This is a genomic window from Aliivibrio sp. S3MY1 (assembly GCF_028765575.1).
Taxonomy (GTDB): Bacteria; Pseudomonadota; Gammaproteobacteria; order Enterobacterales; family Vibrionaceae; genus Aliivibrio.
In genome coordinates, this window is record NZ_JARACO010000029.1 from 1 (window position 1) to 17,727 (window position 17,727).

Sequence of the window (17,727 nt, forward strand, 5' to 3'; positions counted from 1 at the left end):
AATGCAATAGCAATATATAAATGGAAAACCATCAAATGCTGACATTCTTTTAGTAAAGCTGGATTTATCTAAAATTAAGTAGTTCCCTATTGAGTACATATTTCTAAATGAGATGAGCTCTTCATTGCTCATATATATTTCGTTAGCAGATGTTGGATAAATACTCATTATATGCATTAAAGATATGTATTTTTCATCAAACAAGTCAATAAGGTAACCTTGAAAAGGAGATTGGTCTTCAGGTTTTTTAGTATCTGGTACAATTAAAATATGAACTACAGATGTGTGAGCTATATTTAGGATAGGGCTATTTATATTGTCTTGAGTTAGCTCTTTTTGTACACTTTTAGAATCAATATGATTTACATTTACACCTAAAGCCTTCTTTAAGTTTTTCATTTTTATTTCTTTTCCTGTTTTTTCCATGATTCTTACTCAGTTAAATACTTTCTGTTATGTATCGAAATATCTTATAAATCATTATTACAAAAAATAATATTCATTTAAAAACATATAAAGCCTTACAATCAAATAAACTCGTAAAGAGTATCAAAACAAAAGTCAACAGTATATGAACACAGTTAAACTTCGATATCATTCATTGGGGCAAAATGATATTTGAAAATTCTGTTTTGGGGCAATTTTGGGGCAAAATGAAAGGTTAAATAACGCCGTTTTCGACTATTTTCACTTAAAACCAGTGGAATTCAGACATAAAAAAAGACGCAATTAAGCGTCTTTTTTAGTCTATCGATTGTGAAGTAACGAATTACTTTTTACGACAGAACTCAGCGATTACATACATAGATTGACCGCCGTTTGCTTTACCAGAAACTAAACGAGGATCGTCGCCAAGGCTGATGCCACGGATAACTGTACCTTGTTTAATTACTTGGTTAGTACCTTTAACTGGAAGGTCTTTAGTAACCGTTACGTCGTCGCCTTTTTTAAGTTCAACGCCGTTAATGTCACGTGGTTTTTCACCATCAGAAAGCAGTGCTTTCTCAGCCCATTCTTTAACGTCTTCTTCAACGTACATCATATCTAGAGCATCTTGAGCCCAAGATTCAGAAGTTAGTTTGCTTAGTAAAACGTAAGACATAACTTGAACCGTTGGAACTTGGCTCCACATAGAGTCATTTAGACAACGCCAGTGATTAACATCCATCGTTGCTGAGTCTTCGATTTGTGTCGAACATGTATCACAAATCATTACACAGTTATCAACGTTGATGTCTGTCTTTGGTGGAACTGCGAATGGTGCTAGAGAAGATGCAGAACCACATAATTCACATTTAGAATCACAGCGAGATAGTAGAGTTGTTTCAGTGCTCATAATAGTGCCTGTTTGTTTAGTAAAACCAATGTCGCTAATTATACAACAGAGAAATCAATTGCGGTGAGAATACTGTAATTTTTCCGATTTCTTTTTGTTTAAGTATCTTATACGTAAACTGAGCTTTTCCACTAGGTGAACCAGATGAGTAAAATCGGTTAAAAACAGCCATTAATGGTAAGAGGTATTATTCTCATTTATGCCTAAATGAAAGAAGTTCATGCATAAAAATACACTTGATAATGAATATAGACGAAAAAATGCATAAAATGGAATAGTTTAGCAACCATCATTAACAATCGAAATCTCTGGCTCTAAATGAACATCAGAACCTATTTTTACATATTGATATATTAATGAACATTGATACTTTAATGAATCATTCAAAGAAAAAATGATAACTGAAGGGTACACTAAATCAGGGTACATAATAGAATAATCAGTGATATACCAATCTCCAACTTTACAGGGTTTTAGTTTTTTACAGTGAGTGATTGAATTATCTGAACCTTGCCCAAGATCAATTATCTTATTTATATTCGCTATTTTTAATACAGGATAACCTGAAGTTACCTCGACAGTAGTCCCTTGTATATCTATTGAGTGTTCTCCTATATCTTTACCTTGTATAACTGAAAGGGCCTGCACTTGTTTTTCAGCTGCTTCTAAAGGGCCTTTTAGTCCATTAATCTTGGCTATGCGGGCATCTTCTTGAAATGACAACCATTCAGAGTAAGCGGTAACAGATAATATAGACAAAATAACAATAACAATTACAAGTTCAATTAAACTATATCCTGAATTGCCTTTCATAATTACTCCAAAATTTATATTTAATTGATTATCCGTTTGAACCGAAGCAATAATAAGGAAAAACGTCTAAATCAATGATGCTGGACATTACTATATTTGACAATAAAACACAAGTGCGCATTATATATCTTATGTTAAATGGGCTACAATCACACTTGATATCAGCATGTTGTCTCTTCCCTATCATTATTGACTCTTTCTGTAACGGGTAATTTAACCATAATCCTATTTACCATAAAATAGCTAATAATCACTAAATAATACTTCGTATCTATCTAATGATTATTAGCTTTCACGAAGCTCTTAATGATTAACCACCAGCAAGTTTTACTGTGTGGCCTTGCTTAGTTAAAAACTCTTTAATCTTTTCACGATTGTCGCCTTGGATTTCAATATCACCATCTTTAATTGCACCGCCACAGCCACATACTTTTTTAAGTTGCGCAGCTAACAGCTTGAGTTGTGCATCTTCCATATCAAGTCCAGTGACAACACAAACGCCTTTGCCTTTACGACCTTTAGTTTCACGTTGAATACGAACAATACCATCACCTTTTGGACGCTCTTGCTTTACTTCTTCTTGTTTAATGCGGCCAATATCAGTTGAATATACTAAAGACATAATTATTCTCGTTTTTAAATGATGGTGAATTGTAAATTATTTTTCATGTTTATCCAAAAAGGATTTTATAGCAGTCAAAGAACCTTTCGCCAGTTTTCCATGATACAAACAATACCAAGTGTTAACTTCACCAGTATCATTTTTAATTTGAAAACCTTTATAATCTTCATACTTAAATTTATCTCGTTTCTCGTTAATCGCGGTTTCACCCATATCACCAAACTCTTTAGGTTGTATAATTGAGTTGGTATCATTCCACCAATCTATACTTTTTTTAACTGCTCTTAAGTGACCGCGTAACACTTTATTTTTAAGCAATACTTTCCAGTCATCAGGAACACCTGTTTTATTTTCAATGACAAAACCTTTGTACAATGACTTCTGCATACTAATTACTCTTACATATTATCTATTAATAACAACATAGTTAGGATCAAATAAATGTTTCTTTTATGCCAGACTTTAAATTCTGATCCGTGATCTTACGTGTAATTTAAATTGTATGTTATAGTCTTCAAATATACAAATTAAGTTATGGTGCACTAGTATGGATAAGTCTCTTTTTTTAACTCCAGATATCGACATAGATACATTCGCTTCTTGTTTAAAAAAGAAATACTCACATAACAGCTTAGTTTCATTCAAAAATGATTGGATTAACTTTGTTGTATTTTGTCAATTACATCAAGTGATCGCACTGCCCGCTTCTACCACAGCGATTCGTATCTTTATCGAGAAACAAGCTAAGAATAAAAAGCTAGCATCAATTAAGCGCTCTCTCATTTCAATTTCGCATATTCATCGCGCTTTTGAATTTAAAGACCCAACCCGAAGCTCTCACGTTAAGGCTGCTCTTGGTAAAATAAGACTGGATAAAAGAGACGATAGCAAACAAACTGAAGGTATTACCCTTGATATGCTTGCAGATCTTGAACGACAGCTATCTCATTCTGTGGAACTAAAAGACATTAGAGACTTGGTTATTTGGCATCTAATGTTTGAATTACTCTTAAAGCGTGGGGAACTAAGAGATTTAACTCTTGATGATGTCTGTTTTGATGAGTTAGGACATTGTTTAATTCAATTACAACAGCGTTTTTACCCTCTATCACAAGAAACAGCGGCGCTGCTCAATAATTGGCTAAATGCATCGCAACTTAGTGAAGGGTATTTATTTAGAGGACTTGACCGACATCAAAACCTCTCTTCAAGTAACCTAAATGATTCATCTATCTACCGTATTTTCCGTCGTGCAAATGAATTACTTAATCTTGATATTCAATTTTCTGGATTATCGGCAAGAGTTGGGGCCACAAAGGAGTTGTCTAAATGTGGTTATACTGTGCATGAGATTCAAGAGATGGGACGTTGGGTTAGTCCTGCAATGCCAAATCAATATATCGGTAACCTTGAACGTTCTGAGCGACAAAAAGAAAAATTTAAAACAAAAAAGCCTGAATAATATCAGGCTTTTGTTTTAAAACTTACGCAAGCTAAATTACTTTAGTGCGTTCATAATTGCTTTTTGTAGAAACGTTTTGAAGCAATCACCGTTATGTTCTAATAATTTAGGGAACATCGAGATTGGAGTCATGCCTGGGAAGGTGTTCACTTCATTTAAGAATATCTCGTTATCTTCAGTTAGGAAGAAATCAATACGAGATAGATCTTTTAGCTTCATCTGTGTAAATACTTTTTGGCTGTATTGATTAATTAACTCAATTTGCTCAGCCGATAAATTTTCAGCAGTTAATGTTGTCGTTGAATGACTACCACTGCCGTATTTTTCATCATAAGTATAAAAGGCACCATCAGGAGCGGTGACTTCACCAGGAGGCGTTGTAAACAGCTTGCCATCAATTTGATAAGCAGCAACTTCAAGCTCTCTTGGCTTTACTGCTTTCTCAACTAATACTTGTTCAGAATAGCCAAATGCATCATTGATCGCTTGTGATAACTCACCCTCAGACGTTACCTTGTAACAACCAACAGATGAGCCTTGGCAAGCTGCCTTAACGAATAATCCACCCCATTCTTTAAATGCTGCTAATGCAGAGCTGTGTGTCTCTTCATTATTTTCAGTTAAGAATAAGTATGGCGTATTAGGGATCCCAAGTGCATCATACCAAAGCTTTGATGTGATCTTATTAAAACTGTTGGTACTTGATTCTGCGTTACAACCAAAGTATGGAATACCAAACATATCAAGCATAGATTGAATGTCTCCCGTTTCACCAGGATAACCGTGTATACATGGGATCACGTAGTCAACACGACCTGTATCTATACCATCACACAATAAAGATTTGTCTGAACGCAATTCATACTTAATGCCACTGTCTATGTGATACCAAGCACCCTCTTTAATTTCAAGATGAGTAATTTGAAAGGCATTTAATTCAGAAAGCTGTTGAGAAATATACTTTGAAGAAACCAGTGAAACTTCGTGTTCAGTACCGCTACCGCCACAAAGTAAAAGGATATGAGTCATAATAGTCACTATAGAAAAATCGGCATACACTTAATGCACACCGATTCAAAATTAATTTAGTTTATGTAATTCAGGGTTATCTGAATTTTTGATGCTGTTAATGCTACGTACAAATGGGCCATACGCTTGAATTTCTGTTGGCAATCGCTTTATTGCTTCACGAGCTTCTGCAGGTGTTGCAAAATCACCGTATAGAATTGTATACCAAGGCATATTATTAACGGTTTTACGATTCATCCAAACAGGTTGTTCGCCAGCTAATTTCCCTGCATAAGAACTAAGATCTGTTTTACGGCTAAGCGCTAGGATCTGCAATGTATAACCATAACGGTTGTGCATCTCATTTTGCTTCTCTGTTGGAGGCAAAATATTAATCGCTGAGTCGTCAGAAGTCGATACAATCACACTCTCTTCTGATGTTAATTGATCAACTGGTTTTTCTGCTTCAGTTTGTGGTACTGCAGCAATCTCAGTTTCTTCAAATGTAGCCACTTCTTCTTCAATCGGTTGAGAGACTTGATACACCTCTTCAGAAGATTCGGTCGTAATGTTTGTGGTATACGAACTACTTGTACACCCTGCAAGTAGAACGGTTAACGTAATAGGAATGATTTTTTTCATTTTAATTCACAATATAGTCATGCTGATGTCCTAATTTTGCACCTGATATAACAGACAATCAAGTGTTTAGCCTTGTAACTGTTCAATTACTCTTAAAATTGTGCTCCATATTTAATAAATGCCGCGTTTTTGTGCGCTGGCTTTCGTTTATATTCATTTCCAAAGCCAAAATAGTTAATCTCAGCTATCTTATTCTTATATAAGGATTAAGGGAGCTGTAATGTCTGATTTAAAAACACTTTTTCGACCACGTTCTATTGCGGTTATTGGTGCATCAATACACCCTGATCGTGCCGGTCATATTGTCATGCGAAATCTACTTGATGGTGAGTTTGACGGCCCAATAATGCCAGTACATCCCACATATAAGTCAGTATGTGGGATCCTTGCTTATGGTGATATTCCCTCTCTCCCAATCACTCCAGATTTCGCCATTTTATGCACCCCAGCAAGAGAAAATATTAAAATATTAGAAGAGCTTGGAGAAAAAGGCGTAAAGCTTGTAATCATTCTCTCTTCAGATATGCATTTACATTGCAGTGGTATTGGAGAGCCTCTCCCTTATGAGGCAGCTCGAATTGCCTCTCAATACAAAATGCGAATTCTAGGACCAAACAGCCTTGGAATTATTCTTCCTTGGATAAACCTTAATGCCTCTTTTTCGCCAATTAATGCCAATAAAGGAAACATCGCTTTTATTTCTCAATCCGCGGCTGTTTGCACAACAATATTAGACTGGGCGAAAGAGAAAGAGATTGGGTTTTCTGCTTTCGTGTCTTTAGGTGATGGTGTTGATATCGATTTCAGTGAGCTTTTAGATGCCTTATGTACCGATTCAAAAACCGATGCCATATTACTTTATATTGATTCAATCAAAGACGCGCGACGATTTATGTCTGCTGCCCGTGCTGCTGCGCGTAATAGACGTATTTTGGTCGTCAAAAGTGGGCGATCTGTTGCTGGTAGTAAAGCGGCACAACTTCATACCAATGGCGAGATAAGTCTCGATGCGGTCTATGACTCCGCGATTAGACGAGCAGGCATGTTACGTGTGTCTAATACCCACGAATTATTTGCTGCTGTAGAAACCCTTGCACACCCTATCCCATTTCGTGGTAATCGATTAGCGATTGTCACCAATGGTGGCGGGCCTGCTATTATGGCGGTTGATAGTTTAATGCAGCAAGGTGGAAAACTCGCTCAATTAAGTGAGTCATTGATTCAAAACCTTAATCAACACCTGCCTCATAATTGGTCACATTCAAACCCTATTGACATTGGTGGCGATGCAAACGAAAAAAGATACTGCGATACCGTGAATGCCTTATTAGACACTGATGATTGCGACGCCATTTTGATCATGCACAGTCCCTCTGCAATATCTAATGCGACACAAACCGCTTCAAAATTGGTTGAATTAATTAATAACCACAAACGCAAAGCGAAATTTACTATTCTTACCAATTGGTCAGGAGAAACCTCATCTAAAGAAGCTCGCTTACGATTTACACAAGCTGGAATTCCAACCTATCGCACACCAGAAAGCGCTGTTTCCGCATTTCTACATCTTGTTGAATACCATCGAAATCAGAAGCTCTTAATTGAAACGCCAGTATCATCAGGGCATATCAATAAACATGATGCAAAACGGGCAAGAGAGTGGCTCGATGATTGTGTCTCTCATGATCTTGTCGACCTTGATACCCATGAAACTCAAGCTCTTTATTCTTGTTATGGATTCAAAACAGTAGATACCTGGATAACAGAAGAGCCCGTAGAAACCGGCTATATTGCTGAGAGTATTGGTTACCCTGTTGCCGTGAAACTTCGCTCGCCTGACATCCCTCATAAATCCGATGTACAAGGTGTGATGTTAAATTTAAACACCAAAGAAGAAGTAATTACTGCGGCGCAATCGATCATTGATCGGGTTTCTATAAGTTACCCTTCTGCCCGAATTTCAGGATTAAGTGTTCAAAAAATGGCGCAAAGAGCAGGTTCTCAAGAATTAAGAGTTAAAGTCTGTCAAGATCCCATCTTCGGGCCGGTGATCTTACTTGGCGAAGGCGGATCTGAGTGGGATCTCAATAATAACGCCGCTGTTGTACTGCCACCACTTAACATGGCTTTAGCTGAAAACCTCATTAAATACGCTATCAAAGAGAATATCATTCAACATCGGAATTCACCGACTAAAATGAGTCTATTCGATTTGAGTGCGTTTCTGGTTAGACTTTCTCAGATGGTACTTGATTGCCCTGAAATCGTTGAGCTTGATATCCATCCATTACTTATCTCAGGAGTCGATCTTACTATCATCGATTCATCAATGAAGGTACAGCATTTTAGCGGTGATATTCATCAGCGTTTAGCCATTCGACCTTACCCAAATGAATTGGAGGAGTTTGCACAATTAAAAGATCACAGCTCTGTTTTACTTCGCCCAATTCTTCCTGAAGATGAGCCTAAACATGCTGAATTTATCTCTCAAGTTTCACACGAAGATTTATATAAACGCTTTTTTTCTGATGTGGGTGAATTTAACCACGAAGCTTTAGCTAACTTTACACAAATTGATTATGACCGTGAAATGGCCTTTGTTGCTACTAAACAAATAGATAACCAAGAAGCCATACTCGCTGTTGTTCGTGCTCTATCTGATCCACACAATATTAATACCGAATTTGCCGTATTAGTACGCTCCGATCTTAAGGGGTTAGGTTTAGGAAAAATACTAATGGATAAAATTATTCGATATTGTCAATCGCAAGGGATTAAAGTGATGAATGGTATGACAATGCCATCTAACCGAGGCATGATTGGGTTAGCACAACATTTTGGTTTTACTGTGGATATTCAAATGTCAGACGGTGTTGTAGAGATGAGTCTAGATTTAAGTAAAGATTGATTTTAAGATAAAAAAACCAAGATAGTCATCGAGATTATCTTGGTTTATATAGATATAAAATTGTTTTTAAAAGGGATATCTATATTATTTTGCTTGTTCAGCTTTTTCTTTTTTTACCATAATTGCACCAGCAATAACGAATACAACTAATAATAAAACTTCCATTAACCTATCCTATTTTGTCTAAAAGTAATCAACATGAGCAATGTAACATCAATTTTAATCAGGTAAATAGATTTATATCACATTTGTAAATAATCATCTCACTTTCCTGGAAATAGTACTTTTGATGTATCATTAGATAAAAGAATTTGACCCTTTTTTATCATCACTCTGTTGATATTTTAATTACGGTTTGAACAACAGGAGTCATATCTGAAGGTATATTTGTATAATCTAAAGTAAGCCAATCATAAGACTTCCTAACTTTTGTCGTCAAATGCCATGAATCAATGACATACTAGAGATTCATTACAAATGTTAAAAATATAGTAGGCAGTAGATGATTGAAATTAAGATAAAAAAAGCCAACAAGAATGCTGACTTTAATAAAGTTACCGTTTGAACAAATACTTATTTTGCTTTAGGTCTAAACGGTTTAATCACTTCTTCATTACACTCAAGAAATGGCCCTTCCATTAGATCAATACAATATGGAATAGCAGGAAAAACAGCATCTAAACATTCACGGATAGATTTTGGCTTACCCGGTAGATTTACAATTAAAGAGTCTTTACGTAGACCTGCTGTTTGTCGTGACAAAATAGCGGTTGGGACAAATTTCAATGACTCTGCACGCATTAGCTCACCAAAACCAGGCATCATGCGATCACACACGGCTTCAGTCGCTTCTGGTGTAACATCACGTTTAGCAGGACCGGTACCGCCTGTAGTTACAACTAGACAACAGCCTTTGTCATCCGTTAGTTCAATGAGTGTTTTTTCAATGACATCTTGCTCATCTGGAATAACTACGTATTCAGGTTCCCATTCAGACGTAAGGTAATCATTTAACGTTGCAATGATTGCAGGGCCTGAAATATCTTCATAGATACCAACACTTGCACGGTCACTTACCGTTACAATGCCAATTTTCGCTTTGTTAGTCATAGTATTTTCTTATTGAAGTAAGGTAACCCTATTATTACAAGTGGTTACCTATTTTTCTACTAAAAAGACAGAATGAATTAGTATTCGTAAGCCATATTTACTGAAACACCATAAGTTGAATCAATAGAATAAATGGCAGCTAAATCAAAATGGAACATATTAAGTGGCGAAAAACCAATACCTGCGGTAAATGCATCATCGTAAGTGCCAGCTAAGTCTTTCTTAAAACCACCACGAACCTGAATTTGATAAAGTAAATCGAATTCAGCACCCGCTCTGAACATTTGAACATTATCATCTAAGCCAATAAAGCGATCTTGTTCATTCAAATCCATATCTGCTGTTAAGATAAAGTAGTTAGTCATGAATGCCACACCGGCTGTGTATGTTGGTGTTAGCTCATAGTTATATTGGTGGTATTTATTAGAATCAATAGGATCTTGTATTTTTTTCGTTTCAATTTCATTTTTTATTAAATTTTTACCTGCGGCAGCAAAACGCCAAGGGCCATAAAACCAAACGGCACCTACATCAACATTAAAGGCATTATCTGTTGTTTTGTTTTTATCAAAATCTTTAAAATCAAAATTATTAATTGCGGCCACATGAGTATAAGTAAGATAACTTTGAATTTTAGGTGTTATGCCTATCGTCATATTTTGACCTAAGAAATTCGTGTAGCCTGCAAAAGCCACCCCAGCTTCCATCAAGCCTAAACTAACCGTACTCATTGTAGTATTATTTGCTACAGCGATAGGATCAGATAAGTCAGTGGTATTAACATTAGGCAATGTCACGCCTTCCATTGACATTTTTGCATAAAAAGCAGTAGAGAGATAACGATTTGGTATTGCAACTGCCGCGGCGGCACCAAGGTTAAAACTGAGCGCATCACCATTTAAATTGCGTAAACCTGATTCAATTTCTCTTTCAGCATTAACCGGGTCACTTGGGATCTTATCAAGCCCTTTTTTTATTTGATCAACATCATCAATAATGCCACCACGATCCATCATTTGAAAACCGGCACTTGGAAGCAAGAGACCAGCATCGTCTTTACGGCTGTAAATAGCGATTAAAGCAGGATTATAAAAAACACCAGTTAGATAATCAGCAGCTGCAGTACCAGCTCCCCCCATTGCATCGATACGACCATCAACGCTAAAATTTGTTGCCGATGCTTGTGCAGAAGCGACCGTAGCGCAAGAAAGTAAGCCAATTTTCATCCACTGTTTCATTTTTTATAACCAAATAGAAATACTTAAGTAAAGTATCGGCTTAAGAAAAGCTAACTTTAGGGAAAGTTACGCTTTCGTTTATTTTAATGATATGCAAGATGAAGATAAGTGAAAGTTGAAGGAGTAACGTAATAAAAAGCCGAGATAATATAATCTCGGCTTACCATTATTTTTTTGCTTTCTCTGCAAGCTCAGCACGTATTTGATCAGAGATCATTTTAATGGCTTCACCACTGCTAACGCCTTGACGCATTAATTCTTGGATCTTTTCTACCGCTTGTTGTTGCTCTTCATGAGTTAACGTTGGTAAATCTAACATCAGTTACTCTCTACAGTTTCTGTGACATCAAAATTGATGACTTTGGTTATGGCTTGTATTTCTTGAATTGAAATGGGGCCTTGAAAACGTTTGTGATTAAACGAAACGCTTAGGATATAACTGCCAGGTAATACATTCGTCGGAGGAAGACTCTGAGGGAACTTTTCTTCATACGACTCTTCCCATAATTTGATGTATTCACTGTCTTGATGATCATAAACGCCAATAGACATTTCCGGTAAAGGACAATTGGATTTTAGTAAACCCATTTGCACTGTCTTCCACTTTTCTTTACCTAACCACGAGACCGCCATTTCAGTTTTCGGTGTCGTTAATATTATCCATGACTCCCATTGGGTTTTATCATCAGCGGTTATTGTTAATTTATATAATCCATTTTGAACTCGATTATTCAATGATTCACTTGCATAGATGTACTGCGTTACACTCTCATCTTGAGTCGGTATAATTTTAATCGATGGGTTCGTTAGCTGCTCTTGATCTGGCCATTTAGTAAATGCCAGGTTCGCAATACTTTTCTTGGTATCAAACTGAACCATCAAGCGATGATGCAACCTACCCGGACTTTGGATAATCATTCTTTGAATACTTAAAGAATTCAACCAACTTGGGATCACTATCGTTGAAAAATCACGTCCACAGTCGCTTGACACCGCAGCCCCTATCAATTCATCAATATTCTGGACAATATTTTTTTCATTTGAACTTTGCAGTACTTCAATAGAAGTTTGAAACCCCTTTAGTGGGTCCCCTTCCAGAAATTGTTTATGGGCACTAAAAAGCGCAGACTGATCATTAAACCACTCTACTGCGCTTGCTGTAGTGCCACACACTAAACAAAAAAAACCGATAATTGTGGCAATTTTTCGTTTAAATATCATAACAGTTAAGCTTTCATTTTATAGCCAACGCCACGTAGAGTTTCAATTTCAATCCCTACAATTTTTTGACGAAGTTGCAAAATATGCGTATCAACCGTACGAGTTGTTGGGAAGTGATTATAGCCCCACACTTGATCAAGTAACTCGTCACGAGTAAATACTTTACCTAAGTTTGATGCTAAGAACAGTAATAAATCAAACTCAGTTCGAGTTAAAATTACGTTTTCACCCGAGTTAATAACATCTCTTGTCGATGTATCAATCGTTAGATGCCCAACCGTAAGCTGAGTTTTTACTTCATCGGATTCTGGTGAACGTAAATGCGCTCGTAATCTAGCCAGCAGTTCAGCTTCTGCAAATGGTTTTGTTAAATAGTCATTTGCACCTGAATCTAGCCCTGTCACTTTATCTCTTATCGACACCAACGCCGTTAATAAAATTACGGGAACGTCTTTTATTTGTTTCCATTGAGGTAGCCACGTTAATGAATCGCCTTCTGGTAACTGACGATCAAGAATCACTATATCAGCATCTGGCCATAAACCCGATACGTTCGTTGCATTTTCAGAATGAAGACAGTGATAACCTGCCTCTTCTAAACTTACAATTAAGCCATCAGCTAAATTTTTATCGTCTTCAACAAGTAGGATTGTCTGTTTCACAAGGTATCTCCAATATAAATTTTGTTGGTGGCCCCTGAAGTGTCATGGTCCCCCCCATTCTTTTTATCATTGATTCGACAATAGTTAAGCCTAAACCTAAACCTGCTTCACTAACAAAAGGCGTTTTTAATTCTTTCCAATTTGCTTTTGTTAATTGGCCGCCATCAATGACTTCAATTCTTAATTTTTTATTTTCTACAATAACATTCAATATAACCGGTTGAATACCGTATTTATGAGCATTACTGATTAAATTATCTATACAATTACCAAGCCAATAAATATTAACCTTAACTGCTGAATCTTTATTTAGTTTAAATTCAACGGGCTGGCTGTATTCCATACAGCGATAGCTCAACCACTCCTCTACAGAAGGTATCCACTCCGTTGAAAATCCTTTATCTTCCGATTGCAGATAATCTTTACTCGCTTCGGCTAATTGGCGTAAACGCCTTGAATCTTCACATAACCGTCTAAATTCGTCATATAACGATTCCGGTAAAGATTCAAACTGTCGCCTGAAACCCTCAACGGTTAGCCCTAAACTGGCTATCGGTGTACGTAATTCATGCGTTAATATCTGCAGAACTAACATACGACTTCTCATATCTCGGCGCTTACCGTTCCATCGTGATATCCCCCAACCAATAGCTAAACAAAGATTAGCCAATATGAGAAATAGAACAACAAATGAGAGTGTTTTTGAGTTACTTTCTTCAAGCCAACAAATATTGCCACTTTTAACGTAACAATTGTTACCTTGTTGGAAGGCTGACATTTCTAAATCGTACTTATCCAAATTTTGACGCTTTAATTCCATTGAATATAAATAGTAGCGATTCCCTTTTTTTAACCAAAGTAATTTGTCAGCAATAATTGTATCTGAGCCACTAATAATCGCACGTATTTCATTATCATCCATCATTTGTAAATGGTTTAATAACGTTCCTTTTTCTGCTCTTTTTCGCTCTTTAATATGCATATACGTAGCTAACTGACCTGTGCGTTCAGAAAAAGCTTGAGCATAACGATATGCATAAGAACCACCGCCAGGATGAATCATTCCAGAGCGTGCAAACCAACTTGTTGGGAGAGGTATTCCTTTACAAAGCGCACGAACAATGACCAAAGGTTCCCCTACAGCAGGGCTTACAGGCCATGGACCAGAACAAGTTTGCGCACTTTTATATAATTTTTGCAATTGCTTATAAGGATATAATGCGGTTTGTGGCAACAAGGTATCTGGGGACAATAATACCGTTGGATATTCTTTTTGTATCAGGCGAATGTCATATATTTCGACAGCTTGCTCTTTTTTAAACGCTTTTTTAAAGCTATCAATTTTTGAAGCTAAACTCACCGCGTGTGATGAGAAACTCGTTAGCAATAAAAATGGAAGTAAAAAACGCTTATTTATCAACAGAAAGTCCTTGTAAAAATGATTTAATAAAGATCAATTTAATCAGTATATTACAATTAGGTTCGAATACGAATTATTTCATCATCACTTTTCCGCCGATGATCTTAAAAGCGGGGGTGCCTCTAATTAAGGTTTCTCGTGCAAATACGCCACCACATTCAGGACACTCACAAGAAGTAACGGTGTGATCTTCTACGATTCGTTCTATAAAGCATTTAACCAAAGCACCTTTTCCCCCTTTTCTATACTTATACAATAGTACTCTGCATTTTGAACAATAGATTTGTACCGTTTTAGTGGGGCCTTTTTTGTTTGGTTTTGCCATCTCTAATTTCAAGCTCTCTGGTTGCTATCTATAAGTACTTTATTTTACACTCAATTAATTCGATTTTTCCGTCTTTTTGATTTTTTGTTATCTACAGGCCTTCTCATGCGAATTTACGCTCAAAATGCACAAGCGAAACACGTTCTCCACTTACTTTCTGAAGTGCAATCCTATTTTAAAACTGAACTTACAAAAGTCAGTGATTTGCATTCTATCTCAACTGAATTCATTCCCGTTAATTGGCTGCGTGATGAAGGGGTCCACGGTGGAGGAAAACGCTTTGAAGCACTTGAAGGTGGACTATTTAATCGCGCCTCTATCAACGTCTCACAAATCCATTACGAAGATCTACCAGAAAAGCCATACGATAGCGCAACCGCCCTATCTACCATCATTCATCCGATGCATCCGTTGTTACCATCAATACATATGCATTTTAGTTGGACAACGCTAAAAGACGGTTCTGGTTATTGGCGCATAATGGCAGATCTAAACCCTTCTCATTTTAATAAGGATGATAAAGAGTACTTTGATCAAACCTTGAAAGTTGCAGCGAAAAATTATTATGCACAAGGGACAAAACTTGGTAATGATTATTTTGCCATTCCTGCATTAACTAAGCGCAGAGGCGTCAGTCATTTTTATTTAGAGGGATTTAATCCAGTAGAAGAAGATGGGGCAGTCTTTGCTAAACAATTTGTGACAAAAGTGATTGATACCTATGTGCACATTTTAAGTTCGCATTTAATTAACTTGCCTCAAGCCACTGATGCTCAGCTGCTGCAACAATTAGATTATCACACGTTATACCTTTACCAAGTTCTGACGTTGGACAAAGGAACCACTGCTGGTCTATTGGTTCATAATCAAAATGATATCGGTACGTTAGGATCTATACCATCCCATATCAACCGACGTTTACTTGAGGAATGGCAAGGTATTTCACCAGAGCCTATAAATGAACTTGTCGCGGAATTAATTAACGTCTTGCCTGAAGCCTCTCCTTGTCCCATAACTTCAGAAATAAAAGTGAAGTTAGCTCAAGTGATCCGAACCTTCTATCTTTAAACCTAAAGATTAATATTCAATAATATCATGAGACAATAGAACAGAAAGAGCCATTAGATGGTAATGGCTCTTTAAAATAATACTTATTTTGTTTTAATTCAGCTCTCAGATTTAAGATCTGGTTTTATCCAAACCGTATCGAAATCAAACCAGCCTAACCCATTGCAAGATGCATTCTGAATATTGTTGTTCGCGTCTTCACTTATCCCCATCCACCCATGAAATAGTGGCGTTATTTGACCGCTATCCACTAAGAATCGACAAATTTCATTAACAGGAAAATGTCGCTGAGGGCTTGATTGCCATTCTTCTATTAATGCGGTGATGCACTCAAATTCATCTATTGGCATAACACGTTCAATTTCATCAAATGCAAAAAGCCACGACAATAACGCTTCTGGACATTGAGTTCCTAAACTCATACCTCTTAACCAAATATCAATATTGGCCGTCTTCTCATCATCAAGTAGCTCAAGCGTATCTAGTGGGTGTACTTTTAGAACAATTCCATCTTGAGCTAATCGTTGTTTGATGATTTTACCTAGCAGAGGATAAAGAGGGTGTTCTTCCTCATAGCCCAAATTTACGACACTGCCTTTCTCTGGTAAGTCATATTCTGCCCTCGGTCGATTTAAGCAATGCTGTAGTCCTGGTAATAATCCATACGCATTAAATAAACCAATGCCATTCATATTTGAGTTTTGTAACTCATTTAACAGCAATAAAGGTGTGATCGTTTGAGTTAGATACGAAAGCCAATTTTCGTCCGTTGTGATCCCTGTTCTTCTATTAAATAGAACATAGCTACACCCTCTGTCTACATCGACTTTTTCACCATAGGACATAGGCAACAACTCAGTAGCATCATAAACTTCAAGACCAAGTTTTAATTGAATAGGTGCAATATCAGGTAAAACCCATACTTCAACGGAATCAATTAAAGGCCGATAACCAAAATAATGTTCATTAGCAACGAGGATCAGTTTTTTATCCGAATTTTCACTTATTTTATATGGGCCAGTACCAATAGGTAGTTGGTTAAACTCTTGAGAATTATGCGCTAATGCTGGAATAATTTTGGCATTAAACTGTGCAAGTTTCGATGGTAAACAGTGATCGTTTTTGTCTAATATAAAATCAATAATGTTAAGGCTTGGACTTGATATGTCACTAATATGATTAAAGACAAAATTGGGAGTAAGGGCTAAAAAGGTTGCTTTAATGTCTTCAAAGGTTAAGAGTTTCCCATCATGAAAACTAATGCTTGGTCGAAGGTAAAAACGCCAATGCTGTGGGGTGATCATTTCCCAGTGATGAGCAATGTCCCCTTCAACCTCTCCTCTTTTGTTCCATTGTGTTAATCCATTAAATATCTGTTGAACAAGATGCTGCTCTGAGCGCCTTATGGCCATGACTGGGTTTAGAATTTTAAGAGGTCGATAATAAGGAAGTTTGACAACCTGCTTGCCCTTTTCATGAGAAACACCTAACACATTATGGATAAGATCTAACAAGGCGTCTTGATTGCCTTCTAGAATATCTAAAGCGACATCAAGTTTTCCTTCCTCTACGCTTTTTCGAGCAAGCTGTGCATATACGGTTTCAGGGCTTGAGGTAAATTCAAGTATTGAGCTTTTTCCTCTCCCAACTGCTGGGCTCCATATTATCCACTGTTCCTCAGACATTTTTTTGAGCACCATTCGAGTATTCCGACGGGTACAGCACAATAAATCAGCAATATCATCAATCTGAACACCTGACATGTTTTGATGATAATGCTGATATAATTTTTCAAATTGCTTTCGTAAACGTGGACTACCCATAAACGCACCGCTCATTAAATTGATACAAGTCTTAGTATGAACTCAAATGTTGAGAGTTTGAGGCTATAC

General features: G+C 36.8%; 18 protein-coding genes. 3 read left to right on the forward strand and 15 right to left on the reverse strand.

The genetic code is table 11. The features are described from left to right. The 5 genes from PVK62_RS14915 to PVK62_RS14935 form a co-directional block, all read right to left on the reverse strand. Positions 1–426: hypothetical protein (locus tag PVK62_RS14915; protein ID WP_274449466.1), on the reverse strand; the 426-nt coding region annotated here is incomplete at its 3' end. A 343-nt stretch (positions 427–769) separates the two neighbouring features. Next, positions 770–1,336: a PhnA domain-containing protein gene (locus PVK62_RS14920; RefSeq protein WP_274444752.1), complete on the reverse strand. Its 567-nt coding sequence runs from the start codon at positions 1,334–1,336 to the stop codon at positions 770–772. Between the two features lie 279 nt (positions 1,337–1,615). Further along, positions 1,616–2,149 (reverse strand): type II secretion system protein, encoded by a 534-nt coding sequence (locus PVK62_RS14925; protein ID WP_274444753.1) that lies wholly within the window; start codon positions 2,147–2,149, stop codon positions 1,616–1,618. A 310-nt stretch (positions 2,150–2,459) separates the two neighbouring features. Next, on the reverse strand, positions 2,460–2,771 hold the full coding sequence (yciH, locus tag PVK62_RS14930) for a stress response translation initiation inhibitor YciH (RefSeq protein WP_122033596.1): 312 nt from the start codon (positions 2,769–2,771) through the stop codon (positions 2,460–2,462). A 36-nt stretch (positions 2,772–2,807) separates the two neighbouring features. Next, the gene (locus tag PVK62_RS14935) at positions 2,808–3,158 is read right to left on the reverse strand and encodes a DUF3319 domain-containing protein (RefSeq protein ID WP_274444757.1); all 351 of its coding nucleotides are present in this window, start codon (positions 3,156–3,158) and stop codon (positions 2,808–2,810) included. A 160-nt stretch (positions 3,159–3,318) separates the two neighbouring features. On the opposite strand from PVK62_RS14935, the gene PVK62_RS14940 reads away from it, so the two are divergent. Further along, complete coding sequence (locus tag PVK62_RS14940; protein ID WP_274444759.1) at positions 3,319–4,233, forward strand: tyrosine-type recombinase/integrase; 915 nt, start codon at positions 3,319–3,321, stop codon at positions 4,231–4,233. A 36-nt stretch (positions 4,234–4,269) separates the two neighbouring features. On the opposite strand, the gene PVK62_RS14945 is transcribed toward PVK62_RS14940, so the two are convergent. Both PVK62_RS14945 and PVK62_RS14950 read right to left on the reverse strand, forming a co-directional pair. Further along, positions 4,270–5,262, reverse strand: coding sequence for a D-alanine--D-alanine ligase (locus PVK62_RS14945; protein ID WP_274444760.1), 993 nt, complete (start codon positions 5,260–5,262; stop codon positions 4,270–4,272). Positions 5,263–5,313: 51 nt separating this feature from the next. Beyond that, on the reverse strand, positions 5,314–5,883 hold the full coding sequence (locus PVK62_RS14950; protein WP_274444762.1) for an SPOR domain-containing protein: 570 nt from the start codon (positions 5,881–5,883) through the stop codon (positions 5,314–5,316). Positions 5,884–6,103: 220 nt separating this feature from the next. Between PVK62_RS14950 and PVK62_RS14955 the strand changes: the two genes are divergently transcribed. Continuing rightward, positions 6,104–8,791, forward strand: a complete 2,688-nt coding sequence (locus PVK62_RS14955) for a bifunctional acetate--CoA ligase family protein/GNAT family N-acetyltransferase (protein ID WP_274444763.1) — start codon at positions 6,104–6,106, stop codon at positions 8,789–8,791. A 573-nt stretch (positions 8,792–9,364) separates the two neighbouring features. Here PVK62_RS14955 and mog read toward each other — a convergent pair. The 7 genes from mog to PVK62_RS14990 form a co-directional block, all read right to left on the reverse strand. Next, a complete protein-coding gene (mog, locus tag PVK62_RS14960) occupies positions 9,365–9,901 on the reverse strand; it encodes a molybdopterin adenylyltransferase (protein ID WP_274444764.1) in 537 nt (178 codons plus the stop codon). Between the two features lie 77 nt (positions 9,902–9,978). Then, a complete protein-coding gene (locus PVK62_RS14965; protein ID WP_274444766.1) occupies positions 9,979–11,139 on the reverse strand; it encodes a conjugal transfer protein TraF in 1,161 nt (386 codons plus the stop codon). A gap of 166 nt (positions 11,140–11,305) precedes the next feature. After that, positions 11,306–11,461 carry a YoaH family protein gene (locus PVK62_RS14970; RefSeq protein WP_174213442.1) on the reverse strand — a complete coding sequence of 52 codons (156 nt, stop codon included), beginning with the start codon at positions 11,459–11,461 and terminating at the stop codon, positions 11,306–11,308. After that, on the reverse strand, positions 11,458–12,360 hold the full coding sequence (locus PVK62_RS14975; protein ID WP_274444768.1) for a DUF2861 family protein: 903 nt from the start codon (positions 12,358–12,360) through the stop codon (positions 11,458–11,460). The genes PVK62_RS14970 and PVK62_RS14975 overlap by 4 nt, the downstream gene beginning before the upstream one ends. Before the next feature lie 5 nt (positions 12,361–12,365). Further along, positions 12,366–13,022 carry a response regulator transcription factor gene (locus tag PVK62_RS14980; RefSeq protein ID WP_274444769.1) on the reverse strand — a complete coding sequence of 219 codons (657 nt, stop codon included), beginning with the start codon at positions 13,020–13,022 and terminating at the stop codon, positions 12,366–12,368. Then, positions 12,997–14,442 (reverse strand): sensor histidine kinase VxrA, encoded by a 1,446-nt coding sequence (gene vxrA, locus PVK62_RS14985; RefSeq protein ID WP_274444770.1) that lies wholly within the window; start codon positions 14,440–14,442, stop codon positions 12,997–12,999. The genes PVK62_RS14980 and vxrA overlap by 26 nt, the downstream gene beginning before the upstream one ends. A 73-nt stretch (positions 14,443–14,515) precedes the next feature. Next, a complete protein-coding gene (locus tag PVK62_RS14990) occupies positions 14,516–14,767 on the reverse strand; it encodes a hypothetical protein (protein WP_274444772.1) in 252 nt (83 codons plus the stop codon). A gap of 105 nt (positions 14,768–14,872) precedes the next feature. Here PVK62_RS14990 and PVK62_RS14995 point away from each other — a divergent pair, with 105 nt between their 5' ends. Further along, positions 14,873–15,835 (forward strand): coproporphyrinogen III oxidase, encoded by a 963-nt coding sequence (locus tag PVK62_RS14995; protein WP_274444774.1) that lies wholly within the window; start codon positions 14,873–14,875, stop codon positions 15,833–15,835. A gap of 98 nt (positions 15,836–15,933) precedes the next feature. Here the strand turns inward: PVK62_RS14995 and PVK62_RS15000 are convergent, their stop codons facing one another. Next, positions 15,934–17,658, reverse strand: coding sequence for an SgrR family transcriptional regulator (locus PVK62_RS15000; RefSeq protein ID WP_274444775.1), 1,725 nt, complete (start codon positions 17,656–17,658; stop codon positions 15,934–15,936). Positions 17,659–17,727 lie beyond the last annotated feature (69 nt).

Coding starts and splice junctions, on each gene's coding strand:
- PVK62_RS14950 (WP_274444762.1), bottom strand. CDS start 5,883: ATGAAAAAAATCATTCCTATTACGTTAACCGTTCTACTTGCAGGGTGT.
- yciH (WP_122033596.1), bottom strand. CDS start 2,771: ATGTCTTTAGTATATTCAACTGATATTGGCCGCATTAAACAAGAAGAA.
- PVK62_RS14920 (WP_274444752.1), bottom strand. CDS start 1,336: ATGAGCACTGAAACAACTCTACTATCTCGCTGTGATTCTAAATGTGAA.
- PVK62_RS14965 (WP_274444766.1), bottom strand. CDS start 11,139: ATGAAACAGTGGATGAAAATTGGCTTACTTTCTTGCGCTACGGTCGCT.
- PVK62_RS14940 (WP_274444759.1), top strand. CDS start 3,319: ATGGATAAGTCTCTTTTTTTAACTCCAGATATCGACATAGATACATTC.
- PVK62_RS14925 (WP_274444753.1), bottom strand. CDS start 2,149: ATGAAAGGCAATTCAGGATATAGTTTAATTGAACTTGTAATTGTTATT.
- PVK62_RS14990 (WP_274444772.1), bottom strand. CDS start 14,767: ATGGCAAAACCAAACAAAAAAGGCCCCACTAAAACGGTACAAATCTAT.
- PVK62_RS14995 (WP_274444774.1), top strand. CDS start 14,873: ATGCGAATTTACGCTCAAAATGCACAAGCGAAACACGTTCTCCACTTA.
- PVK62_RS14935 (WP_274444757.1), bottom strand. CDS start 3,158: ATGCAGAAGTCATTGTACAAAGGTTTTGTCATTGAAAATAAAACAGGT.
- mog (WP_274444764.1), bottom strand. CDS start 9,901: ATGACTAACAAAGCGAAAATTGGCATTGTAACGGTAAGTGACCGTGCA.
- PVK62_RS14975 (WP_274444768.1), bottom strand. CDS start 12,360: ATGATATTTAAACGAAAAATTGCCACAATTATCGGTTTTTTTTGTTTA.
- PVK62_RS14945 (WP_274444760.1), bottom strand. CDS start 5,262: ATGACTCATATCCTTTTACTTTGTGGCGGTAGCGGTACTGAACACGAA.
- PVK62_RS14955 (WP_274444763.1), top strand. CDS start 6,104: ATGTCTGATTTAAAAACACTTTTTCGACCACGTTCTATTGCGGTTATT.
- PVK62_RS15000 (WP_274444775.1), bottom strand. CDS start 17,658: ATGGGTAGTCCACGTTTACGAAAGCAATTTGAAAAATTATATCAGCAT.